We start from the raw sequence: 25,729 nt of genomic DNA, 5'->3' as shown, positions 1-25,729 counted from the left end.
TTAATTTTTCGTTAGTAAGGAAGAGGAATGGATAAAACACCGGTCAGAGCCTCCACTCCACTCCAAGCTCCTCGCTATAAGCATCCAGAACCTTCTCTAGGTATTCCTTGGCGGTGCCGACCTTGTCCAGCTGGAACTTCCCCGCCCAGTGCTCGTTTCCGAACTCCTTGCTCCCTCTCGCGATGAGATCTATGACCCTCATTGAGTCCCAGAAGACCGGCGTGTAGCCTGCTCTCCTCGCGAACTCTATCATGCGCTTGAGCTGTCTCTTGGAGTGCTCTTCCATGTCGACGTTCTCGCCGTAAGCGTCCATGAAGAGGGCTTTGAGAACGGGCTTCATCCACTTGCGGTGGAAGCGACACCAGCCGACGTTATCATACCAGAACTCCCAGATGGTACTAGCTATTATTTTGCCAGCTAACTCTTCAGGCTCAAGAAAGACGCCGAACTGATAGAACGTCCAGTAGCGACCCTGTATTGGAAGCGGTATGTAGTTGCCAATGGCCCAGTACATTGTAGGAGTTATTTCACCAGCCTCACCGAGCGGAGTGAAAACGGCGTAGTCCTTGAAGCTCTCCCCATACTTGAGCCTGTCCTTGAACTTCTCATCGAGGATGACGCTTGCCTTCCTCTTGCCGAGGCCGATTATCTTGGCTATCTCGTTCTCGGCAAAGGAGACGCGGTGGGCTAATTCTGCAACGAGCTTCGCGTTCCTCTCGCTCGCTTCAACTGGCCTCGTGAGGAGAGCCTCCTTCGTGAAGTCAGGTTTGTCGCTCAGTCCTACTTCTTCCGGCTTGAGAAGGCCTCTGTGGACGAGCTCGAGAACCCAGGCGGCAGTTCCACCGAACTCTATCGCATCAAAACCCATTGCATCCACCGCTGGGACGCTTATGTCGCTTGCACGAAGGGTTATAACGCCACTGAGCGGGCCGTTCGCCTCCCTCGGCTCGTACTCTATGTGGTGACCGTTGGCATACTTCTTGCAGACGACAGGGCACGGCTCGCCGCAGTTCGTCCAGTTCTTTGGTTCAATAGCCTCTTTGTTGAAGGGCTCCCAATAGTGCTTCATTATGGCCTCATGAACCTTTATGCGTTCCTCCTTTTCGATGTAGGGCATGCTCCAGTTGAGTATCGGAACGAAGTCGCCTTCTGCTGGGTAGTTGCCGCCAAAGGTTCCGCCTGTTTTCAGCTTGGGATTGTACTTGTACTTAACGGTCTTTTCCGCTATGGCGTCGTTATAAGGCTTCTTGTGCACCCCCTCGACGATGCCTTTGACAGTTCTAAACGATGAGATGTCCTCCCCCGGGAATGTCCTCTTCCTCGGCTTTCCACCGAAGAGGATTCCAACGACGTTGTGAGCCCTCAGGAGAACGCTTCCGGAGCCGCCGCGGGCCGCCCAGTCCTCGCTTCCCTCAACACGCTTGCCCTTTCTCAGGGTCTGGGAGAAGATCCCACCGTAGTTGGTGTTCAGTGAAGCAGGTCCGACGACCGCTATCCTGTATTCGAAATCAAAGCGGTTTCCAAAGGTATCCATGATGTACTGTGTGAGGGCATAGACACCCTCCTCACCCTTGTAATTCCGCCATATCTCTGTGACCTTTTCCAGCTCTATCTCGTGGAGCTCAACCCTCACGTTCTCTCCGTCGTTGTAGAGAACAACAACAACGGGCTTCTTAGCTTTTCCCTTAAAGGTGACAAAGTCCACTCCCACGTTCTTGAAGGCATAAGCGGCTCCACCCATGGCCGATGGAAAGAGCGTTCCGTAGAGAGGCGAGCGGAAGAAGAACATGAGCCTGTGCGCTCCCGGGAGGATTGAGCCTGCGAAGGGGCCCCTACCCATCACGACGATGTTCTTGGGATCGTATGGGTCAACACCATGAGTTTTGAGCTTTTCGTGAAGCTCAAGGCCGTAGTCTATGACCCCGTAGATACCCTCCTCCTCGATCTCCCCGCTTTCGACGCTTCCATCACTCAGGTTGAGTCTGAGAACCGTGAACCTCATGATCCCACCCCTTTGTATCACTCTAAGTGTTGGTTTCTTCCCGGAGCATATTTAAGGCTTCCGATAACTGGCACGAAGGTTGGACTGTCCAGTATAAAAACCTTAACCCCTCAGAAGGAACGGCATCAAAAAAGCGGAAGGGAAAGAGGAGAAGGATCACTCAATTTTCTCAAAGCGCTCCTCAAGCCTCTTGAGGACGCCCGGAAGAGTAGTGTACTCCATGTCCTCCATCGGGAGTCTGTGCGGCTCGAAGGGGCCGTGCCTGCGCATGTAATCCGCGATCTCGACTGCCTTCTGCCTCGCGCCGTCGAAGGCCGGATCGTCGAAGAGGTCAACCGGACCGACAAGCTTCCCTTCTGGGTTTATCTGCCAGCCGAGGGCGACAACCCTCGGTGGACCGTCAAAGCGGGTTGGGTTGGCTTGGTGCATCGAGACTGGCATTATCGGGCCGTTGTGAGAGCCACGCATCCAGCCGCTGACGAGGTGTGGAAAGGCAAAGGGCTCGAGGACTTCACCGAGGGCGGGAAGACCGCTCTGCGCCCTGACGATGGCAACAGGGTCGTCCTTTCCAACGTACTCTCCTGCTATCTGGTAGAGCTTCTCGGTGCTGACCACCGCAACGGGCTCGTCCTTGCTTATCCTGTGGCCTTCCTTGGGGAAGACACGCTTGATGACATAGCGGCTCTTAGCACCTATAAGCGCCAGCAGGTCATAAAGCTCTTCTGGAGTGTTGAGAACCACACGCTTGTGCTCCTTGATGTCCCAGACTTCAAAGCGGAAGCCCATGTGCATGTTCGGGTCGATGACGAGACCAGCGGTGTTGAACGGGTCCGCGAACATTCTGAATACTGGCAGGTTGAAGGCTCCAGGCTCGGTCTTATCCATGTGGAAGGTAACTATAGGCTCGCTCTTCCTTAGGGTTATCTCCATCTCCGCAACGCCCGGTCCCATTCCGCGGACGTTTCCACTAAATGCATCCTTAAGGAGGTCCTGGCCGGCACCGTAGAGACCGAGTCCCTTTGCAACACTAGTGGCCTCCTCAAAGGCATTCCAGGCGAGACCGTGAACCTCAGAGCTGTCAACACCCTTCTTGTGGGTCATGATAAGCTGAAGGTCGTCGCCGCAGGTCGCAACGTAGAAGTCAATTATGGTTCCATCCTCGACTGCTTTTGAGAGGACTTTCTCGGCGGTCTCAACGAGCTGCGGATGCACTCTGGAGTGCCCCGGCCAGCCGCCGATGTCCGCCTTGATAACGCTAACGGTTATTTTTTCACCAGCTGCCATAGCAACCACCAGTATCCTTAACACTTTTATGTTTATAAAACGTTAATATCACCGTCGATGATACACATAGGGATGGCAAAAAGTGTCCATCCTGAAGAAAAGAAGGGTCGGTCGCAGATGTTGCCCCCACAGCGACAAGCTCCCCATGGGGCCCCCACCGTAAGGTTTTGTTATGGTTAATAAAACCTGTCCCTCCACAAAACTTATAAACCCCGCACTGTTAAGCTAAAGCCGGATGGGGGCATGGTGTAGCCTGGTCCATCATCGCGGGCTCCAGAGGTATGAGGACTTGCGGGTTTGCTGAGTGGGGATGAGCCTTTGGAGCTCTGACCCGGAGAAACCCGCGGACCGGGGTTCAAATCCCCGTGCCCCCACCATTTAGCCCTTTGCCTCGCAAAACGCTGGCGGGATAAGGTGTGCTTCTTTTGAAGGTTCAATTTTAATTGGGTTTCTCACCAATTTGGTCCTTTGCAAGTGTTTCACCCAAGGGGACCAATGATGAAGTTGAAACGATTTTAAAGGCCCTTTTTCATGGAAACCCCTGAGAATTATGTCTCGGGCAGTGCACGACTGACCTCTTGCTCTTTTGTGAGAAGGTATTCTTTTGGTCAAGCCTTCTAAAAGCTTGTTTGCCTGCGCGACGTTGGAGCATTGCCCCAACACACGGGACGGTAATCCCGTTGAGTTTGATCAAGTTGGTGATTGTCGCCTAAAGGGGCATTACAGTTGGATTTCCCTTTAAAGTTGCTTTTTGAGAGTGGATTCCTTGTCAAGAGCATTTTTCATACGGGTTCAGCGTTTTAACACCCCAAGGAGCGCGGGTGAGTGAACCCTTCCAAAAGGGTTCCCCCTAGCGAATCCACTTATCAATGCTGTGAATTCAGCTTGAAATCCTTAGGGAGGGAAGTATTAACGAGAATCACAAACTTCTGGTGGAGCTTTTTCTAAAAGCCTCTTTGTAGAACAAAGCCTGCTTGCCCCACAGGGCCAACTCCCACATCCCTTAGGGGGCTTAACATTATCATCGCTGGGCTTAAAAACATTCGAGAGCTTTTAACCCCGGTGATTCAAACGATGCGCTTCATACCGCTCATAGTTGCAAGGCCCGAGGTTCAAATGGCCATAGATGAGGCCATAATGCACGCTAGGATAGAGGGCAAAGCCCCCAACACGGTTCGCTTATACGCCTTCTCACCAAGTTCAGTCACGATAGGCCGCTTTCAGAGCGTCGTCCACGACGTGAACCTCGACGAGGCAAGGAAGCTCGACATCCCGGTCGTCAGGCGCATCACCGGCGGCGGCTCCGTCTTCCATGACGAGTTTGGTGAGGTAACCTACTCGGTCGTTATCGGCGAGGACTTTCATCTTGCCCTAAAGAATGTCGAGAGCAGCTACCGCTATCTGGCCGGCCCGCTTGTCGATGCATTGAAGGAGCTCAGTCTTGATGCCGACTTTTCCGGCCTGAACGACGTCACCGTGAACGGAAAGAAGATCAGCGGCTCCGCCCAGACGAGGAAGAAGGGCGTTATACTGCAGCACGGCACCTTCATGTACTCCACGCGCGTTGAGGTTCTCGGAAGAGTTCTCCGCGTTTCCAAGCTCAAGCTCCAGGACAAGGGCGTTTCCTCGATATGGGAGCGCGTTACAACGCTGGAGCGCGAGGGGGTAAAGCTCAACCGCTGGGAGGCCTACGAGCTACTCAGGCAGAGCTTCTTCAACGCGTTCCCGCTGGAGGAAGGAGAACTCACAGATTACGAGCTTGATCTGGCCGAAAAGCTTGTGGAAGAGAGGTATGGAAACCCGAAGTGGAACAAGATGAGGTAATCAAAAAGTTAATAAGTTTGGACACCAATTGCATATTGAAGAATGAGGGTGGGGGTCGCCCGTCTGGGGACTAGCCACCCGACTTGATCCTTCCTCTTAGAATCTCTTTTTCGGTGATAAACCGCTTGAAGATGATTTTATCTTTGATAACCCCAAGTAGCTCTTTGTTTTTGTGCTGGTAATGAAGGTACACCGTGTTGGCAACCGCGTCGGCAAGCTGAAGACCCGGCCGTATGAGGGAATCATCGGCAGTAACTTTGATCCCCTCGCGTGCCAGCCATTTGGACAGCTCCTTTGAATAGTGACTCCTGTCAAGGATAACCTCTGGGAACCCTAGTCCCAAGATCAAAGCGGAATGAAGGGCTTTAGCCGCCAGGAGTTTGTTTCTCTTTGATCTGTCGAGCCACCTATTCAGGGTTTCATCATTTTTTGAGAGGACGGTGTACACTATGCCAAAATCAAGGGCTGCGAGCTTGGAAAGAACAACCTTCTTTTCCTCGTAGGAGAGCCTGCTGAATTTCAACTCAGGAAGACTTAACTCTCTGAGAAGCGGCTTTATGGTATGTGAAACCTTCTCCTCCTCACATACCACCCCCGCAACTACGAAGTATCTTTTATTGCTTTTAATGCCTCCCAAGTCCCCGCTCTCGTCTATGAATAATTCCATTGAGATTCACCCAACTGAAATTCCGAACTTCTCCGCGAGCTCGTAGAACAGTTCGTCTTTGCCAAGCTCTCCCCTCAGATTTCTGAAGTTCTCTTGAAGGCGTGGAAGCCTGTCTTTCGAGCGCCTCAGCATTGAGTTGCCAATCTCAATCGCGAAGCGGAGGTAGTCGTCATCGACTAAAACCCTCCCGTCCTTCCCGAGGGGGGCCGTCAGGTACTCTGTGGCGTTTATCTCGACGAGGTGGCGGGTTGAGACCACCTTGAACGTCGTGTACTTGAAGCCGCTGGCCAATCCAAGCTCGTGGAGCCGTTTTGCCCTTTCCATGTCCTCCGCGACAACGTGGAAAATCGGCGGCTGGCTCTTGAGGAATATGAGGCCTTCCCTCGCGTTTTTAAGTGCATCTCTGGCCTCACCGAACTCGATGGGCCTGTGAACCTTTATCAACCACCTCGACAGGGGCTTCGCCCCGAGGGCCGGCTCCTCGATGATTCCGATCCTGCCGGAGCATGAGGAGGTCGTATAGACCCCCTTGATAGAGTTGATGAGCAGGAGCAGTTCTATTATGTCCTCGTCCACCTTTCCCCCTCTCATGGCGGTGAAGAGGCTGGTCAGGGCCTCACGCTTGGCTTTCATCTCGAAACCTCCGGACGGTTTTGAATTATTCCGAAAGTGCCTTCAGAGACGGCTTGCGGTAAGTAACAGGCATTTCCTCCCTCTTTCAGCCCGTTGTGTCGAAAACTTTATAAAGCTAACCCAAAAGGTTTAGCTGGACGTGGCCAGGGTGGTGTAGCCTGGTCAGCACAGGGGACTGTGGATCCCCTAGCCCGGGTTCAAATCCCGGCCCTGGCCCCATAACAGCAAACTTTTCTGGCGAAAAGTTTGATCAAAAGAAACGTTGCTGGGTAAAGTTTCACCAAAGTTTGTACGTGCTTTTCAAGTGCTGTAATTCTGGGGGCTTTCACACTCGAACTGAGGTTTTAGGTAGGGTTTACTTTTAGTAGCGCCCGAAGGGCGCGAGGGGGATAAACCCAGCAGATGTCGGTTATTCTACCCAAGAAAGCCAACTAAATTCTCTCTATTACAAAGCACGTACGAACTGCTCCAAGGCGATTAAATGGAGTCAGAACCATTTGGTCAAGCTTTGCGCAAGCAAAGGTTGATAACAACCATCAAAAAATTCGCGGTTGTTATTCAAAATGAAAAGTCAAAGCAGGCCTTCAACCAGCTTGTAATCCTTTTCTGGCAGTTCTCTCATGGCTTTGCCCATCAGGTGGCCGCTCCACTTCTTCTTGTTCGTGATGAACTTCAGCTTTGGAATGAGCGGCTTGAACTCGAGCTCACCGAGCTTTATGGGCTTGATCTTTATCCTCAACGGGTAAGTCTCATTCAGGTGTGGGGGACTCTTGAAAATCTTGCCCGAGTCCGTGTAAGGCTCGCTCACGACTTCAAAGATGCCGACAATCTTTGGTTCAAGAATTTCCTTGTCCTTACGCTCCTGCTTGACGTAAAAGATGAGCCTGTCGCCGGGCTTAACCTTGGCAATGGTGTTTTTGTGCCTCTTCGCGACTCCCCAGACGTTCTTCTTTTTGACAACCTCCCAGTTGTCGCGGTTGGTTATACAGAGCCAGTAGGTCATGAGGATCACCTACTCTTAATCTCTGTCCTTGTGCAAATAAACCTTTTAGTTGGTGTTAGTGTTTTATCCACTTATCTAGAGGTCTCGTTCCTACACTTTCTATTTTCAGTCTGATGTTAGTGTAAAACAAGTCTTTCTGAGTATGTAGGATGTTGTATCCCTCCTCGGAGGTTTCTAAAAAATTGTCCAAGCGTTTCTGAATTGTGACAAAGTTAGACCTGCTTGTGATTCTTTCTTTGGGAAAGAACATTATCTGTTGCCGTTTGTAGTAGTTGAATGAACTATTGCGGTTTTTGGGATTTAGAATAAGCCTTGAGACTAACGGATACATGAGCTTGGCTAGGTTGTGCTTGGCTTTTCCTTTTTTTGACGTGATATCGTATGGAGTATGGATATTTCCATACACCGTTCCTAAAATCAGGTCTATGAACTGTAACAAGTTAGATGCCTCGTATAGATCATTATCATTTCTGTATGAATGATGGTTAGAGTCCACAAAAATGACTTTGGTGTTCCTTATAGCTAAACCTTTTCTCATCATCAGAGGTACTTGCCGTTTGAAATTAGGATTTTTAGATTGGGTTCCATTGTCATGGTACATTTTTCTAATAACGACGTCCTTTCCAAAAAAGAACTTTGCTCCTCCCAAGATAGTCGTACGGAAAAATCTGGAATATATTGGCAATAAGCTTCGTTTTCCACCGAATTTTTTATGATCAATGTTGTCCAGATTGATGCCGAGTATATTGAAATACACTAAATCCAAACCCTTTTTGTTGTTCTCCTCCACAAGAAATCTTATCCAGCTTTCTGCAATTTCATATTTACGAGAACCAATCTTACCCATGTCTGTGTAGTGTATTCTGTCGTCACTTCTCCAGTGGAGTCTTTTACATTCAGGAAATTTGTTAAACTCAGGACATTTCTTTGGATTAACATACCAAGTTTTTAAGATTGCACATCTCCTCTGGAGAAGATGACCAACGAGAGAGCTCCTTTTGTCCACCGGGACAAACAATGCTCCGATGTACATGAAATTTATCTTTTTACTTGGATTTGGCTGAATCTCATCAACAAAAACATCAACTTCTACCTGAGGCAAAATTTCACCTCCAACTTAGATAGTGGGTAGCAACACTTTTGACTCTTGTAATTATAAGTGTGCCCCTGAATGATGCTATACGACTGCCAGAAATCACTGACCAATATTATCATTTGATCCATAAAATATCGCTTAGCTGATTTTAATTCAGGTTTCTCGCAGTTGTTCTGGTTTGGAAGTTAATTGGACAATAGAACCATCGTTCAGATTGTAGCCCAAAATGTAGATGCTTTTGCTTTCCGATATCTCGCGAATTTTATTAAGTCTACTTTCCAAGTTCTTTTTGTTCCCAAATAGTATCAGTACAGGGGTTATGTATCCTAGCTTCTCCCTGAAACACTTCAACTTCTCTATATCCTTCAAAATGTCTTTAAATGATCTTGACGCCAGCTTAAGTTCGATCACGGCATAGTTTCTTGGCTTTCCTGGGACATGAATGAGAAAATCTGGCATTTTTCTAGCACAGTCTGGATAGTAGTGCTGGAACCTCTTATCAAATTCCCCGTGGAGCACAATTTCTTTTTCTCTAGTCATTTCTTCCAAGATCTGCCGTAGTTGATGATAGAATTCATAGGCTATTGGCCGTTCTTGATATTTGACTTTGCCAGTTTTGTCTCGTAGGGTGTAATACTTTCTCTCCATTCTGCGAAGGGCAGCTAGTATCAACTCAAGATACTCCTCATCTCTCATAACTACAACCCCCTCCTAAGGTTCTCAAGGGAAAAAGAAAGATATGTGGTTTCTAAAATAGACTAAAGCTTAACAATAGTCAGCTCTATTCCCTCGTCTTCCTTGTATTGCTGCATTTCGTAAATCTCAACCGCACTTATCTCCATCACGATCCCACAGAACTCTACATGGGTACCGAGCTCGGTTATTCTTGGCACTTCGAGAACCTTCATGCAGTTGACCTTTGTTAGGGCTGTTTTGAGCGTTGAGAGAGCCAGGTTTAAATCCACAAACTCATCGTTAAGGAACTTGCAGACATCCTCGATTATGATGCATTTCAGCCCGGAGGAGTTCACTTTCCCCTGCTGTGCCTTTCTTATGAACTCCAACGGCTTCATTAACTCAACTTCGTAGCCTAGGTTCTTCATGAATGTCTTGAACTTTGAAAGATGTTTGGAAGGTAGAAAGTAGAGCTTCGAAGCGCTTGTCATTCCTTCCTCACCTTTATGAATTCGTCTAACCTCTTCTGCTCCTTGGCTTCCTCTATCTTTTCAATCGCGATCTCGTGTAGGCCAACGTTGCATATTCCCACAAGGATGTCCTTAAGCCTGAGTTTCTCCCTCTGGAGGTTCTTGTTCTTTGTTTCCTCCGGAATGACCTCGTACAGTGCCTTTGCGACCTCGCAGATGTAATGGCCGCCTTTTGCCAAAATGGCCGCCACTTTGTCTATACTTTCACCATCCTCAAGGGCCCTTACTGCCCTGTGGAGGACGTTGATCATCAGATCCTCTTCTAATGACTTTTCATCCCTTTCAAAGGCATTGTAGAGCTTGACGGCTTTGGTTTTCTTTCCATCTACGTCAACTTTCTGGAACTTTCCAATGTTGTGTTTGATCACGATCTCCTCCACCGGATCCCCTTCCGTCGTACCCAAGGCCAATGCTATTCTTCTCGCATCGTCGTAGTCGATTATATCTCCGTAGCCCAGGCTGTATGCCAGTGCGTAGAACTTCGTGGGGGCATCAACGTTAGTGATGTGTGGTGCGACTTTCCTGAGGGTGTGGTTGATGACTATACCAACTGCCCTGTTTAGTGCTTCATCCAGTATTTGCTCAGGTGTTCTCTCGCCGCTTGGATCTTTTACTGGCCACCCTCCGCTGACTATTCTTAACGCTTCCGCCTGTGTCCCCATGACTAAATCTGGCCCGAATAAGCCGTAGCCTTCCAACTCCTCAATTCTCTTGAGAATCTTTTCGTCGAAGTCTCTCATGACATCGGGAAGCCATGCCCCTTCTCCTTGCCTCTTTCTGCATACGAAGAGAATTGAGGTTCTTAGGGCGGCTTTTCCTGCTATGTGTAGCCCATGCTCATATTCGCTCCTGACACTCCACATGGCGGAGATCGAGTAACCCGCATCCAATAGTGCCTTGACAGTCTTAATCCAAGCCTCTCCAGCTTTGTGGGCGAACCAGATCAATAGCAGTCCATCGTCTGCCAGAGAATATCTCATGTTTTTGAAGATTCTTTTTAACTTCTCTTCGTATCTCTTTTCTGCTAATCTCTTCCATCTAACTTCGTTGTAAACTGCCTCCTCACTCTTTGGAACCTCAAGGAACTGATAGGCCTCTGGATAGATATCCTTAAGGATCAGCCTGAACCATACGTAGAAGTAGTCGGAGAGTTCTCCATGCTGGACTGCTCCATAATATGGAGGATCAATGAAGATGATGTCTAAATCCCTGTATCTTTGGGTGGTTTTTTCAGCGTCTCCGTAGATTATCTCAACTTGGGAATTCGAGTCTTTAATGCGTTTAACAATGCCTTTAAGTGCTTTTAGCATGTTTACAAGAGCCCAGTCTGCCCCACCTTTTTTTGGTATCATATCAAATTCTCCGTAATCCCATATCCATCTATATGCATGTAAGTCGAACGTATGAGCAATCGTGCCCTTTGGTTTATTCCATCTAGTAAATGCAGAATTGTATCCAATAACTTTTCCTAAAAACAATGTCAGGTATGTACTTATGGCCTTTGCATATTCAGTGGCCTCTTTCCTGTCTTTTCCTTTGTCGAGTTCTTCCTTAAGGACCTCGTTGTATGTTTCTCTAATCAGTTCAACAAGCTTCGCATGAACTAAAAGCTGCCTTGCATTAAAGAGTTGGTAGAAATGAGTAATCCCTTTAAGCATTGGCTCTTTTGTTTTCTCTCCAAGGGGAATCTGTTGAATTGGGACTAGTTCCTTGGCAACTAATTCATCCCATTGATCCCTCAAATCTTCCTCAGCTTTTTTATAAGCTTCTATCATCTCCTGTGTGGGCTCGTAGTATTTTCTATTTTTACCACTTCCCATAACAACGGCTACCATTCTATGAAGGTGCATCCCCTTATAGCCTTGAGCTTCTTTTTCCCCTATGAACTCTTTGTATTGTTCCTTCACTTCTTCGGACTTGATGACATACCCGCAGCCGAGACATTTAACCGCCCCCTTGCTTGATTCCCTTCAGTTTCGAATCGGGTTCCTTTAAACGATCCATCTGTTACCTCAACTAGATCAATTGTTGTGTTCCCTTTTTTACGGGAGCTAATTTTCCTAACTTTAACGACGTGAAGTTTGATGTTATCTGCTTTATCTTCAGGGTATAGTGCAAACCCCCTTTCTTTATCGAGCCATTTGCTCATCAAAACGGGGGTCTCTCTTCCACAGTGAGGACATTTAACGACCCTGACCCATACGTAATCTTCTGGCTGTCCTCCAATGGGGTGCTCAGGGTAGTACTCTTTAACCTCTTCTTTCAGTTTCCTAATGAGCTTTTTACCGTATTTTTCAACATCGACGACTAATTTATCACCGTATTTAACTGGATACTCTAAGGATGCTTTTAGAATCGTAAATGCGATGGGGTTGTACTCACCGGCAATTACTTTTTTATAATCACTTCTAGTCATTTCAAAAGGTATGGAGCCTCCTCCGGCCATGAAGTCTGCTCCAGTGGGGATTTTGATTGGTTTGATCTCGATGTCCCCTGCTTTAATGTTAAATTTTGATAATGGGGTGGGGTTTTGTCTCTCAGCCATTGGATAATCGAATTTTTTTCCAACGACCTTCAGGGGATCTCCCTTTATGCCCAGGTGATACAAGATTTGTTTTCTAATCTCATCATTTACTTCGATTTCAGGAAGGACAGCAAGATAAGAGGCTATTCTTGAGGGGGTCAATGGTTTTCTTGTCCAATATAATTGTAAGAAGAATAAGGGTGGTAACATGTTAGCTCCAGCTCTCTCCCTTCTGGCTTCACTACTTGCCTCTACAACAGGGAACCATTTCTCAATTAAACGCCTCATATTCTTCACCGTCCTGAGATATTTTATAACAACCCTTATAAGTTTGCATCGTGGAGAGTTATAAGAGTATTGCTGAAATAGGTGGTTATTATGAAGCGGGTATGGGAAGTTCTCGTTCCTCATGATGAAGTCCTCCAGGGAAAGCTCACCGAGAACAGTTTTGTTGGGAACCTTGGAAGCGTTTGGGAGAAAAGGAAGCTCGGGAAGGATGTAAACGTTGAGGAGAGGTACTACAACCCGAGAATGTTCATTGAGAGGACGTATCTTACCTCTAAAATGAGAGAAGTTGTGACAGAGATATTCCGTCGCCTAAACGGGGCCGACGGAAGGCCCGTTTATCACCTAAGGGTTGGGCTCGGTGGGGGTAAAACTCACACATTGCTCCTGCTCTATCACTTAACGGAAAACTGGAATGAAATTGGGCCAATTTTTGCCTCGAAATTTGGATTGAACGTTGGATTGCCGCCCAAGGTTAGAACTGTCGTCGTAGACGGAACAAAGCTCGAAATATTTGGCTATCCATTCCCCGATGGCACTAAGGTAAAAACGATATGGGGTATGATACTGAAGCAGCTTGATAAATACGATGAGAGATATGATTCTTGGGATTATGTTCCATCCACAACGGTACTAAAAGAGGCTTTCAACGAGGCTCCAACGCTCATCCTTATAGATGAGCTGACCCTGTACATTGAGAGACTCGACGAGGAAAAGCAGGAGAAAGTTAAGGCTTTCCTCCAAAACCTGACGACTGCAGTTGAAGAAACGTACACAACGGCGTTACTTATTGCCACTCCAGAGGGAGAATTTGAAAAGGCGTTTAGGAAGATAAAGAACATCCTCGAAAGGTACAGCTCAATTAAGATAGTGACTTCTCCAGACGAGTCGAAGCAGATCCGGAGGATCGCCCTCTTTAAAGGCAATCATTTCCTGGAAACTGCAAAGGAAGTCGCCCAAGCTTACAAAGACGCATACATAAGGAACAAAATGATGCTCTCTACTGACATAGCTGAGATCATAGTCAAAAGTTACCCATTCCATCCTGCCGTTGATATGCTCCTCGAAAGGCTCAAAGGCAGCAAGGAGTTCCAGCTGGTCAGGGACGAGTTGAGGTTCCTGGCGAGTTTGGTTTACTCGGTGTATAAAAACAACCCCAAGGATGCCTATCTGATAACCCCTGCCCATATTGATATTACTGACGATTATGTATTGGCAGGGACTATAGCGAAGATTGGAGATCTTCCCCTTGCCACTAGGCTAAAAGGGGATTGGAACCGACTTGATTCCATTAATGATACGGAAATCAGAGACCTTGCCAAGAAAGTTCTCGGATTCATAGTGCTAAATTCTTTGGTTGAAACAGTTCCTGGTGAGAGTGGAACTGGTAGAAACGCGATATACTTTGCCCTTACATCCCCCACTATTAGCAAAAATCTATTGGACTCGGCCATTAACGAAGTCCTCAAACGTACATGGTTTGTTTCAGTAGACCCCCACACAGGAAGGTTCCTCTACGGAAAACCGAACATCAACAAGATCATCAGCGATTACACTGAGACCATCAAAAACAAGAACCCTGAGATCTGGAAAGATGTGATAAAAGAGACGTTGGACAAATGGCTGGACAGTAGGTATAAGGAGTACAATAGGCAGTCCAGAGAAAGGATATTCCAGAAGAGCAAGATCATAATGTGGGCGTCTTCTTCTGATATGATACCTGATTCTCCGGACTATGCTCTAAAACTTGCCTTCGTGAGTTGGGACAGGAGTGCCAGCAGTAAAGCGGAGGCAGTATCTCAGGTAAGAGAGTTCTTTGAGTACTACGGCTCCAGACCCAGAGAATACAAAAACACAGTGGTGTTTTTAGTTCCCGATGCCGAAACAACTGAGAGGGCAAAAGACGTCGCATATAGACTTAAGGCGATCGAACTCATCGAAGAGGAAAAGGAAAAAAACCCCGATTTGAAGACGAAGACCATAGAAAAGTCCCTTGAACTGGAGAAGCACAGAAACATCACACACTTGAGCCAGCTGGCGATATTGAGCTACAGATACCTTGTCTATCCCTATGAAGAATTGAAAGCAGAAGAACTCGAAACTACTGGGTTACTGCACCAAAACATACTCCTGAAAGTCGAAGAGAAGCTTCTGAACCTTGGAAAGGTCATAAATAACGTATCTCCTGCGGCACTTGTGGAAAGATACTGGCCTCAAAACAAGAAAAAACTAGAAGTGCGGGAGTTGAAGGAATATTTCTACAAAGTTCCGAGCTTTGAATACATTTCCAGACCTGAGAAAATTGAGAATGCAATAACTGAGGCCGTGAAGGCTGGGCTACTTGCGTACATCGATGAAAGTGGACGGGCACACACAAAGACTTCCGTTTTCAGGCTTTCGGACAGGGGTGTTCTCACGAAGGATGTGAAAATGGTAAAATTAACAATAACTGTAAAGGGCAAAGAGGGAAAAATGGTAAGCGATATTGCAGTGTACGTTGACGGAGAGAGAATTCGCTTAGGGGAGCCTCTTGAAGACCTCCCCGGCTCCAAACATGTCGTCAAAATAGACCTCCCTGCGGACTATGAGTTCTTAGGATGGAGTGACGGAACTAAAGATCTTGTCAAAGAGATTACACTAGAAAAAGACATCCATTTGGAAGCCCTGGTGAAGAAACGTGAACAGAAACCTAAAATAAAGATAGTTGTGAAAACGCGGGACATTGATGGAAATCCGATCAATGCTCCGATAATAGTAGAATCCGAGGAAATCGGAGAGGAAAGTGGATTCGGACAATTAGCAGTCTCGATTTCCGAGGGAAGTTCACTTAGAATCAGGGTACACTCAACTGAGGAATATAGGTTCATCTCGTGGCAGGGGGGAGGTGGCGACGAAGAAATCACTATACGTCCACGTAGCAATCTTGAATTAGTTGCACTGTTCAAAAAAGTGGGCAGGTCACCTGGGGGATCCGGACTTGGAAGAGAACGGTGGATACTACTCAGAGAGTCGGGAACCCTTGAGAAAGTCATAGGCACTATTCGCTCAAACTTGGAAAAGGAAGTTAAGTACATTAAAATGAGCATGAAGCTTCCGCTAAAAGATTTCATCGAGAACATAACAATCTTAACATCCTTGGTAAAGGAAGGAAAATGTACGGTGTCATTACAATCTCGGATGGATTACCTAGGCTTTGAAAAGTTACTCATTGAAGCTGAGGGAGATCTGAGCAAGATAACTAACCTGAGACAATTACTCACACAGGCAGGCTTTTTCTTCAAGGATGTCACTTTGAGGATAGAGAGGGAATTAGAGACGCCTGAGACAATGGCAGAAGTAATCGATGTAGATGTCTTAGAGATTCTTCCTGCCTCCTCGGAGATGACCGTTGAAATGGAGGTGAAAACATGATCACAGAAGCACTTCTGGAAAGGATCATCACAATGGAAAATCCGACAAGGGAAATCGGAAGATTCGTAGTGGAAAATTTCTCTAAAGTTCTCTCTTCTCCAGATTTATCTTATTATTCAGAATTCGAGGAGAAGGTATCCCTATTTGAGCAGTGGCTATACGAGACTTGGGGCAGGGAGTTTTACCAGTTATTGATGCCACAGCACAAAGAAGAGGTAAGTATTAACAAGGCTTTCCAAAAGGCTGCTGAAGCTAATGCTAACGTTCTAATTGCAGACGGATTTAGCATAAGGGAGCTCATTCTTTTAATAAACGAGTTGGGGAAAGAGAGGATTGTGTATGAGTTTTCATATGCGGCACCTCCTACAATAACGTCCAAAGCGGCCATGATGGCTTTTGGCACTCCTATCATGAAGGAGCACTTCAATAACAAAGAGCTTATTATGGCAGGAAAACCGTGGAAAACGCGCCTTATTGAGAACCCAGCGAATCCTCCAAGAATAGGTCATGAAACGGGATTTGCATTCTATTCATATTATCCTGATGCACCCCTCCATAACGCTCAGATCCATCATACTACTCTGCAGGATATCAACGAGGTCATAGGAAAATTAATCACAATAATACAGAGCCTCTCTAGGCATGCTGACTTAGTAATAACAGGGGATCATGGATACTTGTTTCTGGGGGATAATCCCAATCTGTATCTGTGGAAGCACACAAAAAGCCCAAGATTTGGGGAAAACCTCATAATCCCCCCTTACGAGACTGTTGGAAATTACAAGGTCGCTATTGGTAGATTCCATGCTGTCAAAAGTAGGGACTCATTTATAACTCATGGGGGGATAAGTCTCATGGAGTCATTGATTCCGGTTGTAATTGTGAGGAGGGAGTCCCATGACAAACTTTAAACTGAGTCTTTCACCAAAACCTTCACTGAGGGTATATCGCAAGTCTGATAGTGGAGAGAGGTCATATTACACTAAGTTAAAGGGGTGGAAGGTCACAATCCTTAAAGAAACCCTCCTAAGTAAGATACCCGCAAAGGAAATGAAGCAATATAAAAACGGGATCATCTTCTTGAAAATAAGTGAAGAAGACGCCCTGAGGGTTATCTTAGCTGCTCAAACAGTTAAGACCGTTATAAACCGAGAAAAAGTCAGGAAGATTGCCAATGGTATTGCAGAGCTTCCTTCGGATGAGGTCTACTGGTGGTACCGGCTATATTTGAAATATGAAAGAAAAGCGTTGAATGCATTGAAGTGCGTTCTTCTTTAGAGCTCTGCATATTTTCTGAAGTCAAAATGACCACTGGATACTGTCTCTTCGTATATTACCTCAATTCCTGCTTCGGCATATTTCTCTAATTCTTCAAGCCTTTCTTCGGGACTTAGATCTGGGTACTTAATTCTCATCAGCAGCTCTAGGGTTCCATCTTTGTCGATTGAATATGTATTAACTAATTCTTCTCTCTTTGTTAGCTCTTTCTTTTGATCAAGTACTATTCCAACAGCAGCTGCTATCTGGAATAGAACGCTATATGTGGGAAAATATTCCTTGTAATCCTTAACAAGCTCTTCATATTTGTCTTTTGATCCAGTGTAAATTTTTGGTTTGCTCCCTGCCCAGGGCATTTTAATCACCCACCAGAACCTTACCTTCAAAAATCGAGGACTCTCTATTAATCTGATTTCTCTGAATAATGAATTCCTTACAGATCTTGTGCTTGAATATTGGGGCTATTGAATCAATTTCGGTTTTGCCTCCGGGTCTCTCATCTTTTAGGACAAGGAGAATTATCTGGTTATCCATTTCTGAGAAAAGTTCAGCAATGTTCTCCTGGACATATGGACTTAGTCGTCCAAACAATGTATCAGTAATAATTGGGGCTTTGATCTGGGAATACTTATTAAGGCCGAGTATAAAACTTAACGCGACGACTTCCATCTCCCCATAGGAAATTGTGTCCATGTCAGGTCTAGACCCATCTTTGCACACAATTTGAAACTTGTAGTCATTTTGACTGCTAAATTCAAATCCAACATATTCCTCTTTTTTGTTTGTCAGCTTGAGGAATATTTCTGAAGACGTTTCTATAATTTCCTTCCTTCTCTTTTCGATCATATACTCTAAATATTCTTCTAATGCAGCTTTGATGTTATCCACAAACTCAATTTTAGCTTCGACTTCAGATAATTCAGAGCCCTTGGACATGTATAGTTTCAACTTCTTTTCTAGCCTTTTCTTTTCATTTTCTAATTTTTCGATATCGCCTGAGAGTCTGCCGGCCTCCCCTTCAAGCTTGCCTATCTCATACTGCAGCTCTGAAATCTTGTTTTCTGTTTGGGATACAAGAGAGATACCAGCATTTTTCAGGGTTTCACTTATTCTCCTTATCTGCTTTTGCAGATTAGTGATTTCCTCTTCTTTTTCGTGCAATTTTATACGGAGTTCATAAATATTTCCAGTGGAAAGGCGCTCAATCTCTTTCAGCTTTTGTAAAATCTGAGAGTGCAGGTTGTGATATTTATAGTACTTATCCTCAATATTCTTCAATTTCTCGGATATTTGAGGGTACTCACTCCTTAGTCTCCCCAGTTCGACCTCTATTGAAGGAGTGTCCAGTTCCGATATCATTTTTCCACATACTGGGCACTTCGACTCTTCTAAAAGTTCTTCCAAGAGCTGCATTTTGAGATTTAACTCTCTTAATCCGGCCCGCTTTTTTTGCAGTTTTCTTAATTCCTTTTCAATTTCCTGAGCAGCTTCAGTTAGCTCGGATTTGAGAATTAAAAGATGAATGTTAGCACTGAGTTCTTCAATTTCTCTCATGATCTCCTCTTTTTTTTTCTGTTAGACTCTTTAGTTTTAGTTCTAGGGCATCTCTTTTTTCTGCTAGCTTTTTGATTTCCTCGTACCCGAATTCAGCGAGGTCTTTCCTTAGTTGTGATAGTTTCTCCTTTTTACTCTTTAACTCTGCTTTAACATTCTCATATCTCTTCTTGTATAGTTCCAGTTTTTCAGATACCTCGTTTAGTTTCCGTCCAATTTCTTGAAGCTTGCCCTCCTCTTTTAGATACTTTTTTCTTTGTTTTTCTAGATCTTGTCGTACATTATCCATATCTTCAATTGATTCCCTAATAGCCTTCAGTCCTAGGAGCAATTCAACAGAATCCTTAACGGTGTCGCCACCTTGCTCTCTAGCAAGGGTTTTCACGTCTTCTGCATCAAAAAAGAAAAATCTGCTGATCTCATATGGCATTATATATTGTTCAATATACTCCTGCTTAAGAAGTGGGTCACCAACGATGGCTTCTCCGTTAACTATTACTTCTAGAGTCTCATGAATAGAGGTAGCTGTTTTTGTTGCCTTTCTAAATATAACATATGTTCTGTCCAGAACTTCATCATAAAAGGTCAGTTCAACAAACATTTCAGTCTTCTTCCTTTTCGCTTCTTTATCATTAAACAGTAACTGTGTTTTACGTGCTTTCTGTCCAAAGAGCCCCCAGTAAATTGCATCTAGTAATGAAGTTTTTCCGAATCCATTACCCCCATAAATTACGAATATGTGTTTGTTTGCTTGGGTGCAATCGCGGTTCAAGGTTATCTCGATCTGTTCTCGATACGGTTTGAAATTCTTCATGACGATCTTTTGTAGCCGCATATCTTATCCCCCTCAACCAATATTACGATTGAAGTAGTTGGTTATAATTCTCATCAGATCTTTTCTGACTCCTCTCTTTTTCCCGATTTTCACAGCTTTTTCTTCTCGTATTATGATCTCGAATAGCACTTCAACAGGGATAGAACGCTTATCAGCGATCTGTTTCAATATTTCGTAGTCTTCCTTTGGAATTACAAGCTCTAACTCAGAGTCATAGATACGAACAATTTCTTTAAATTCCTCAATATCAACTGACATTGAAATCCCCCCTACTTAACGATGCTAATTTGCGGTATAATCTCAAAAGCTTAATTAAGGTACCCTCAGAATTTACGGCACTTTCTAGAAATATCAAGCTCCTGTTAAGTTCTCTCTCAAAGATCTCAATCTCAGTCGGTTCGATGTCATAATTGTATGTTTCATCATATGGAAAAACGAAAAGATCGTAGATAATTGCTTTTTCTTTATTTGGGGCCTTTCTAAGCACTCTTCCTCTCCGTTGGATAAATTCCCGGGGATTCTTGCTGCTAGCCAGGATTATTGCTGAGTCACTGGCTGGAATATCGACGCCTTCATCTAAACATCTAATAGACAAAAGAAACTTGACAATACCTTCTTCAAAAAGGCGCAGGTGTTCGGCTTTCTTTTCTTTTTCCTGCACTCCTAAGTATTTTAGAAACTTGTATCCTCTTCTTGACATCTCTTTTGCCAGAAGCTCTAACTGCTCGGTGTCTTGACAGTAGATGAGACACCGGCCTAGTTTATCACCCTCTTTCTCGAGGATCTCTATTGTTTTTTGAATCTTATTCTCTGCTTTTTTGATAATGTTTGCTCGCTTTAATAGCAAGCTCTGAATCGTTTTGACTTCTGTTTTATCCTCTAATCTGACTAAGATTTCCTTGAGAGGTGTGTTTTCTGGTAGCTTGTACTTAGTTAGAATACTTTTATACTTCCGGTAGATCCCCCGTGAGATATCTTTGTATTCATACAGCTCTTCTTCTGTTAGCGGCACGATTTCAATATAGTACTCGTATGGGACTATCCTCCCGTCTCTGATGGCATCTCTTAATGAGTATTCATAGATTATACCCCCAAAATATTTCATGATCATGTCAGTTCCAACATCATCCCAGATTCTTGTGGGCGTAGCACTTAATCCCAGTCGTCCTAATGCTGGTTCGAGATCTTTCATGATTCTCCTACTTTTTTTAGCCCCAAGCCTGTGAACTTCGTCCGCTATAAGAACGTATTTTTCTCCAAGTTTTTGATTGATAATCTCTATAAATGTATCCGAGCTTGCAGAACGAATTGTTGATATTATGAATTTTTTATTTCTTTTCTGTTGGTATGCCAATATGAACTCCTTTAGGGTACTTTTCCAGCCCGGATTTTGGCTTGAGCAAATTATTATCGGTGATTCTGGGAAAACTCTTTTGATTTCCTTTATCCACTGTGTTACAAGCTCTTTTGAGGGGACTAGTAATATCACAAACGCATCTTTGGGTAATCTCTTGATGGCAAACAATGCCGCTAGAGTCTTTCCACTTCCGGTAGCCATGGATAGAATTCCTTTTCTTCCATTATTATACCACGCCTGGATGGCCTCTTCTTGGTGAGGCCAGAGTTTAATAAGTTTCTTCGAAGAGCTTCTTTTTCTCAGAACTTCCTCTGGATCCACGATCTCCTTGATATCTTTGGGGGCAATTCTCACCAGTTTTTGTTTCACTGCATCGGGGATTGTGTAAGTACGCACCTTTGGATTGATATTATTCCATGTTGCCCAAAACTCCTCCTCTGCTGATAGTATGTACCCTCTCTCGCCCTCTATCCAACTTCTATGAACCGAGAATGATTCTGCGTTGTCAATCCATCCTTTTGCAGTCTCGTTTATTGAACCCTCTATATGCAATTTATTGCCGTAAAAATCTTCGAAAATTGCGAATTTGCTATGCCAGATTGCTTCTCCTGTTGGAGAAGATTTTATTTTGTCATTTTCAAAGGGTATAGCTAGTTTGATTTCCAATTTTCCCTGCGAGACTAGCCATGCCAGGACTTCTAGTCGCCTTTTTATGATCACATCTTCGAAATCTGTTTCCTCAAGTTCTTTTAGGAGCTTTTGCTCGATAATTTCAGGTGGAGTTGCTAATCCGTTATTAATGGCTTCAACGTCTTTTTGTGACAATAAGACCCCTGTTATTAGGTACATTTTCTCTCCCTTTTTTATGAAGTGAACGAGTCCTCTCGCGGCAGCGGCAAGAATTGAGGAGGAGAAATATCCACTCGCACGGTAATAATATTTTGAGTTAGCAATAACGGGAATGAAAAACTCATTTAGTGTATCATCTTGGGAGGTATATCTCTGTCTTAGAGGTAACTTTATGAAACTTCGTGGCACTTTGTCATTTAACTTGTCCATTAGACATCCCCATCGGTTAAAATATCTAACTATTTTACCACTCATACGGTTTTTAAAGTTTGGCTTCTTGAAGTCTGGAATATACAAACCCCTAAAAACCCCGGCGATTATATCCATCCGGTGGAACCCATGTCATGGAAGGATAAACTCGGTCTTGTGCACGTCTACACCGGCAACGGGAAGGGAAAGACGACCGCCGCCTTTGGATTAGCCGTCAGGATGCTCGGCTCCGGCGGGAGGGTGATAATCATACAGTTCATGAAAGCCCCCGACGTCTACGGCGAGCAGAAGAAGATAAGGGAGTGCGGAGCTTTTATAGAGTCCTTCGGCCTGCCGAAGTTCGTCCACGGAAAGCCCGAACCGGACGACATAGAGGCCGCCAGGAAGGCTTTAGAACGCGCCAGGGAGGTCGTTTCGAGCGGCGAGTGGGACCTGGTGATCCTCGATGAAATATGCGTCGCCCTCGGCTTCAAGATGCTGGGCGTCGAGGAGGTAAAGGGGCTCATTGAAAACAAAGCTGAGAACACGGAGCTCGTCCTCACCGGCCGCTACTGCCCGGAGGAGCTCTTTGAGCTCGCAGACTACGTGACGGAGATGAAAGAAATAAAGCACCCCTACCAGAGGGGGACCCTGGCGAGGCAGGGGGTGGAGTTCTAGACCTCCGGGATCTCAGCGCTTTATCGTCGTAACGCCCGGTATGTGGAGCCGCAGCTCTACCCTCCTCATCGCCTGGATTATCAGCGTCGCGAAGACCAGGTAGATGCCGGCAACGAGGAGGTATATCTGGGCGTATAGGAACGTCTCTGAGGCGACCACGCTGGCCTTGTACATGAGCTCCGGGACTGCCAGGAGCATCGCCAGCGAGGAGTACTTCAGCAGGTAGACCATCTCGTTCGTCCAGCTCGGCAGCATTATCCTGAAGGCCTGGGGGAACGTGACGTGGCGGATTATCTTCCATTTTGACATCCCGAGCGAGAGCGCCGCTTCAATCTGCCCGTAGTCTATCGAGTTGAACGCGCCCCTGATGTACTCGGCCTGATAGGCGGCGCTGTTGAGCACCATCCCCAGGGAGGCCGCGAGTAGGGGGCTCATAACGAAGCTCGGGTGGTACCTCCTTATGAAGAGGGGGAGGCCAAAACCTATTATGTAGAGCTGGAGGAGCATTGGGGTTCCCCTTATCAGCTCTATGTAAGCGGTTGAGAGCAGCCTTGAGAGCCGGCCCCCGTAGGTTCGCCCGACAGCGAGAAGGAACCCGAAGGCAAAGCCGCCGATGAAGCCCACAACGGTGAGCTCGAGGGTTACCCCCAGACCCCCCAGGAGGTGGTGTGCTATCAACCCTGCGTAGCCCATCTCATTCCCCCCCGAACATGGAGAGGTCGGCTATCCTCCTTAGGAATTCCCTTGTTTCCTGCTTCTGCGGGTGATAGAGCAGCTCCTTGGGCCGCCCCTTCTCCCAGATGACCCCATCGTAGAAGAAGAGGACTTCATCGGCCGCGTTGAGGGCGAAGCCTATCTCGTGGGTGACTACGAGCATCGTGACCTTTCTCTTCGCCAGATCCCTCATGACGTCCAGAACCTCCCCGGCCAGCTGCGGGTCGAGGGCCGAGGTTGGCTCGTCGAAGAGGATGATCTCCGGCTCCATTGCAAGGGCCCTCGCTATTGCAACGCGCTGCTGCTGGCCGCCGCTGAGCTCCGCGGGGTACTTGTCGTAGGCGTCGTCCTCGAGGTGGACGGCTTTGAGGGCTTTTCTTGCCTTGTCCTCGGCCTCTGTATTGTCCAGCCCCCTTATCACCTTGAGGCCTATCTTGACGTTCTCAAGGGCCGTCAGGTGCTTGAAGAGGTTGAAGTGCTGGAAGACGAAGCCTATTCTCGCCCGGATCTTCCGTATATCCACCTCCCCCGACAGAATGTTGACGCCGTTGAAGATTATCTCCCCCGAGTTGGGCTCCACGAGTCTGTTGATGCAACGCAGAAGGGTGCTCTTGCCCGCGCCGCTGGGGCCGATTATCACCTTGGTCTCTCCCCTCTCCACGTTGAAGGAGACCCCCCTCAGGACGGGCTTTTCCCCGAACTTCTTCGTGAGGTTCCGGATCACCAGAACATTGTTAGATTCTGACATTCGCGGCACCTCCCGTGCCCTTTATTCCATATTTCCGCCCCACGTGTCCGGCCAGGTACGTGAGCGGCAGAACCATCGCGAGATAGAAGAGCGCCGCTATTCCGTAGTATTTGAAGGGCTCGGCCGTTATCGAGACGAGGTAGGTTGCCTGCCTCGTTAGCTCCACTATCCCTATGGCCAGTGCTATCGAGGTGTCCTTGAGGACGATAATGTATTCGTTCATCCACGCCGGTATCGCCATTCTGAGGGCCTGCGGGAGTACCACGTACCTTATCATCTGCATCCTGGACATTCCTAGGGATAAAGCCGCCTCTATCTGCCCCCCACCGACCGCTTGGATGCCGCTCCTGAAGATCTGGGACTGGTAGGCCGAGGACCTTATGCCGAGCCCAACAACAGCGGCCCAGAAGGCGGGGAGTCCCACCCCAACGAGCAGCGGCATCGAGAAGAATATGATGAAGTAGATGGCCAGCAGGGGAATCCCCCTCAGCGTGCCCTCGTAGACCATCGCGATGTACCTCAGCGTCTTGTTCCCGTACGTCTCCATGAGGGCAACCGGAAGCCCGATGATCAGGCCCAGAAGTATGGAGAGCACTGAGAGCTCGATGGTCATCTTGGCGCCTTTTAGCAGCATATCCACTGCAATGTTCCACGGAACGCTGGTTGCGGATATCAAAGCCTACACCCCCGATTTTAAAAATGGTGAGAAAAGGGTCACCCACCGAAGTACTTGGCCACGAGTTTGTTCCATTCCGGTGAGTTCATTATCTCCTTAAGGGCACTGTTTATCTTGTTCAGGAGCTCCTTGTTGCCCTTCCTAACGGCTATGCCGTAGTGCTCGTTCGTCTGGATCACGTAGGCAATTTCAAGGGACGGGTACTTGTGTATGAACATATTGGCAACCGGGGAGTCAATCACGAGTACATTAACCTGCCCGTTTAGGAGGGCCTGCAGCGCGGCAACGTATGTGCTGTACTCCTTCATAGTGACGCTGTTTCCCAGCTTGTCTTTGACGTACAGTGCCCCCGTGGTGCCGGTCTCAACGCCTATGGTCTTCCCCTTCAAATCCTCCGGGGAGCTGATTTTTATACCTGAGCCCTTCCGCACCACGACCGCCTGGTCAGCTTTCCAGTATGGGATGCTGAAGTCAACAACCTGCTCGCGTTTGGGCGTTATCGTCATCCCCGCTATCACGACGTCGACCTTGCCAGTCTGAAGGGCTGGGATCAGGGAGTCAAAGCTCATGTCTTTTATCTCGACCTTATCGTACCCGATTTTCTTGGCCACCATTTTTATCAGGTCCATGTCAAAGCCGGTTATGTTCCCAGTCTTTGGGTTTTTATATTCAAATGGAGGGAAATCGGCGCTGGTTCCCACCACGAGAACCTTTTCCTTGGGAGTGCCGGTAGTTATACAGCCGCTGGCGGCAACGGCAAATATCAAAACCGACACCACAACGCCTGCAATTTGATATCATACCATTGACCAGTGCTTTAATGTTCGCGTTTATATCATTTTCTATTAATATGTTGTCACCCTGATAACCTCATTCCCTTAGGAGCTTTCCAGAGGTTTCGATGTTGACCGAAAAGT

Annotated in this window: 24 protein-coding genes and 2 tRNA genes; 7 read left to right on the top strand and 19 right to left on the bottom strand. The window is 46.6% G+C overall.

Annotated elements, in window-relative coordinates; genetic code table 11:
* Positions 1 to 43: 43 nt before the first annotated feature.
* Positions 44 to 2,002 carry a glyceraldehyde-3-phosphate:ferredoxin oxidoreductase gene (gor, locus tag MV421_RS00940; protein WP_297420736.1) on the bottom strand — a complete coding sequence of 653 codons (1,959 nt, stop codon included), beginning with the start codon at positions 2,000 to 2,002 and terminating at the stop codon, positions 44 to 46.
* 156 nt (positions 2,003 to 2,158) lie between these two features.
* Entirely contained in the window at positions 2,159 to 3,286 is a 1,128-nt protein-coding gene (gene fbp / locus MV421_RS00935) for a fructose-1,6-bisphosphate aldolase/phosphatase (protein WP_297420786.1), read from the bottom strand.
* Between the two features lie 237 nt (positions 3,287 to 3,523).
* Between fbp and MV421_RS00930 the strand changes: the two genes are divergently transcribed.
* Together MV421_RS00930 and MV421_RS00925 are read left to right on the top strand one after the other, a co-directional pair.
* Positions 3,524 to 3,663 (top strand) — tRNA-Trp (locus tag MV421_RS00930).
* A 697-nt stretch (positions 3,664 to 4,360) separates the two neighbouring features.
* Positions 4,361 to 5,110, top strand: a complete 750-nt coding sequence (locus MV421_RS00925) for a biotin/lipoate A/B protein ligase family protein (RefSeq protein ID WP_297420788.1) — start codon at positions 4,361 to 4,363, stop codon at positions 5,108 to 5,110.
* A 70-nt stretch (positions 5,111 to 5,180) separates the two neighbouring features.
* Here MV421_RS00925 and MV421_RS00920 read toward each other — a convergent pair whose 3' ends face one another.
* Positions 5,181 to 5,777, bottom strand: a complete 597-nt coding sequence (locus MV421_RS00920; RefSeq protein ID WP_297420738.1) for a DUF3800 domain-containing protein — start codon at positions 5,775 to 5,777, stop codon at positions 5,181 to 5,183.
* A 6-nt stretch (positions 5,778 to 5,783) separates the two neighbouring features.
* Positions 5,784 to 6,410: a hypothetical protein gene (locus tag MV421_RS00915; protein ID WP_297420740.1), complete on the bottom strand. Its 627-nt coding sequence runs from the start codon at positions 6,408 to 6,410 to the stop codon at positions 5,784 to 5,786.
* Positions 6,411 to 6,552: 142 nt separating this feature from the next.
* On the opposite strand from MV421_RS00915, the gene MV421_RS00910 reads away from it, so the two are divergent.
* Positions 6,553 to 6,629 (top strand) — tRNA-His (locus MV421_RS00910).
* Positions 6,630 to 6,981: 352 nt separating this feature from the next.
* Here MV421_RS00910 and MV421_RS00905 read toward each other — a convergent pair.
* From MV421_RS00905 to MV421_RS00880, 6 genes are all read right to left on the bottom strand, one after another.
* Entirely contained in the window at positions 6,982 to 7,413 is a 432-nt protein-coding gene (locus tag MV421_RS00905; protein WP_297420790.1) for an EVE domain-containing protein, read from the bottom strand.
* A gap of 55 nt (positions 7,414 to 7,468) precedes the next feature.
* Positions 7,469 to 8,515 carry a hypothetical protein gene (locus MV421_RS00900; protein WP_297420742.1) on the bottom strand — a complete coding sequence of 349 codons (1,047 nt, stop codon included), beginning with the start codon at positions 8,513 to 8,515 and terminating at the stop codon, positions 7,469 to 7,471.
* A 147-nt stretch (positions 8,516 to 8,662) separates the two neighbouring features.
* A complete protein-coding gene (locus MV421_RS00895; protein ID WP_297420743.1) occupies positions 8,663 to 9,205 on the bottom strand; it encodes a hypothetical protein in 543 nt (180 codons plus the stop codon).
* Between the two features lie 62 nt (positions 9,206 to 9,267).
* Positions 9,268 to 9,675 (bottom strand): hypothetical protein, encoded by a 408-nt coding sequence (locus MV421_RS00890; RefSeq protein ID WP_297420744.1) that lies wholly within the window; start codon positions 9,673 to 9,675, stop codon positions 9,268 to 9,270.
* On the bottom strand, positions 9,672 to 11,621 hold the full coding sequence (locus MV421_RS00885; RefSeq protein WP_297420746.1) for a hypothetical protein: 1,950 nt from the start codon (positions 11,619 to 11,621) through the stop codon (positions 9,672 to 9,674). Before MV421_RS00885 ends, MV421_RS00890 begins: the two co-directional genes overlap by 4 nt.
* Positions 11,618 to 12,535, bottom strand: a complete 918-nt coding sequence (locus MV421_RS00880; protein WP_366938882.1) for a hypothetical protein — start codon at positions 12,533 to 12,535, stop codon at positions 11,618 to 11,620. The genes MV421_RS00885 and MV421_RS00880 overlap by 4 nt, the downstream gene beginning before the upstream one ends.
* Positions 12,536 to 12,616: 81 nt before the next feature.
* On the opposite strand from MV421_RS00880, the gene MV421_RS00875 reads away from it, so the two are divergent.
* The 3 genes from MV421_RS00875 to MV421_RS00865 are packed head-to-tail and all read left to right on the top strand — an operon-like array spanning position 12,617 to position 17,212.
* The gene (locus tag MV421_RS00875; protein ID WP_297420748.1) at positions 12,617 to 15,934 is read left to right on the top strand and encodes a DUF499 domain-containing protein; all 3,318 of its coding nucleotides are present in this window, start codon (positions 12,617 to 12,619) and stop codon (positions 15,932 to 15,934) included.
* Positions 15,931 to 16,845: a hypothetical protein gene (locus MV421_RS00870; protein ID WP_297420750.1), complete on the top strand. Its 915-nt coding sequence runs from the start codon at positions 15,931 to 15,933 to the stop codon at positions 16,843 to 16,845. Before MV421_RS00875 ends, MV421_RS00870 begins: the two co-directional genes overlap by 4 nt.
* Positions 16,832 to 17,212: a hypothetical protein gene (locus MV421_RS00865; protein ID WP_297420752.1), complete on the top strand. Its 381-nt coding sequence runs from the start codon at positions 16,832 to 16,834 to the stop codon at positions 17,210 to 17,212. The genes MV421_RS00870 and MV421_RS00865 overlap by 14 nt, the downstream gene beginning before the upstream one ends.
* Here MV421_RS00865 and MV421_RS00860 read toward each other — a convergent pair.
* From MV421_RS00860 to MV421_RS00840, 5 genes are read right to left on the bottom strand one after another with little or no spacing between them, the layout of a single operon-like run.
* The gene (locus MV421_RS00860; RefSeq protein ID WP_297420754.1) at positions 17,209 to 17,568 is read right to left on the bottom strand and encodes a hypothetical protein; all 360 of its coding nucleotides are present in this window, start codon (positions 17,566 to 17,568) and stop codon (positions 17,209 to 17,211) included. The two genes, MV421_RS00865 and MV421_RS00860, sit on opposite strands and share 4 nt — an antisense overlap.
* 1 nt (position 17,569) lies before the next feature.
* A complete protein-coding gene (locus tag MV421_RS00855; protein ID WP_297503949.1) occupies positions 17,570 to 18,766 on the bottom strand; it encodes a hypothetical protein in 1,197 nt (398 codons plus the stop codon).
* A complete protein-coding gene (locus MV421_RS00850) occupies positions 18,753 to 19,601 on the bottom strand; it encodes an AAA family ATPase (protein WP_297517676.1) in 849 nt (282 codons plus the stop codon). The genes MV421_RS00855 and MV421_RS00850 overlap by 14 nt, the downstream gene beginning before the upstream one ends.
* A gap of 12 nt (positions 19,602 to 19,613) precedes the next feature.
* Positions 19,614 to 19,859, bottom strand: coding sequence for a hypothetical protein (locus tag MV421_RS00845; RefSeq protein ID WP_297420759.1), 246 nt, complete (start codon positions 19,857 to 19,859; stop codon positions 19,614 to 19,616).
* Positions 19,849 to 22,134, bottom strand: a complete 2,286-nt coding sequence (locus MV421_RS00840; RefSeq protein WP_297420761.1) for a DEAD/DEAH box helicase family protein — start codon at positions 22,132 to 22,134, stop codon at positions 19,849 to 19,851. The genes MV421_RS00845 and MV421_RS00840 overlap by 11 nt, the downstream gene beginning before the upstream one ends.
* A gap of 12 nt (positions 22,135 to 22,146) precedes the next feature.
* Between MV421_RS00840 and cobO the strand changes: the two genes are divergently transcribed.
* Entirely contained in the window at positions 22,147 to 22,674 is a 528-nt protein-coding gene (gene cobO / locus MV421_RS00835; protein WP_297420794.1) for a cob(I)yrinic acid a,c-diamide adenosyltransferase, read from the top strand.
* A gap of 12 nt (positions 22,675 to 22,686) precedes the next feature.
* Here the strand turns inward: cobO and MV421_RS00830 are convergent, their stop codons facing one another.
* Genes MV421_RS00830 through MV421_RS00815 form a run of 4 tightly spaced genes read right to left on the bottom strand, consistent with a single transcriptional unit; the run spans position 22,687 to position 25,588 of the window.
* Positions 22,687 to 23,367: an amino acid ABC transporter permease gene (locus tag MV421_RS00830; RefSeq protein ID WP_297420763.1), complete on the bottom strand. Its 681-nt coding sequence runs from the start codon at positions 23,365 to 23,367 to the stop codon at positions 22,687 to 22,689.
* Between the two features lies 1 nt (position 23,368).
* The gene (locus MV421_RS00825; protein ID WP_297420765.1) at positions 23,369 to 24,136 is read right to left on the bottom strand and encodes an amino acid ABC transporter ATP-binding protein; all 768 of its coding nucleotides are present in this window, start codon (positions 24,134 to 24,136) and stop codon (positions 23,369 to 23,371) included.
* Positions 24,123 to 24,812, bottom strand: coding sequence for an amino acid ABC transporter permease (locus MV421_RS00820; RefSeq protein WP_297420767.1), 690 nt, complete (start codon positions 24,810 to 24,812; stop codon positions 24,123 to 24,125). The genes MV421_RS00825 and MV421_RS00820 overlap by 14 nt, the downstream gene beginning before the upstream one ends.
* A 38-nt stretch (positions 24,813 to 24,850) precedes the next feature.
* The gene (locus MV421_RS00815) at positions 24,851 to 25,588 is read right to left on the bottom strand and encodes a basic amino acid ABC transporter substrate-binding protein (protein ID WP_297517673.1); all 738 of its coding nucleotides are present in this window, start codon (positions 25,586 to 25,588) and stop codon (positions 24,851 to 24,853) included.
* Between the last annotated feature and the right edge of the window lie 141 nt (positions 25,589 to 25,729).

Origin of the sequence: Thermococcus sp., from assembly GCF_027023865.1 — an archaeon.
GTDB lineage: Archaea > Methanobacteriota_B > Thermococci > Thermococcales > Thermococcaceae > Thermococcus.
The sequence above is the reverse complement of the archived record's forward strand: the minus strand, read 5'-3'. Positions and strand labels throughout refer to the sequence as shown.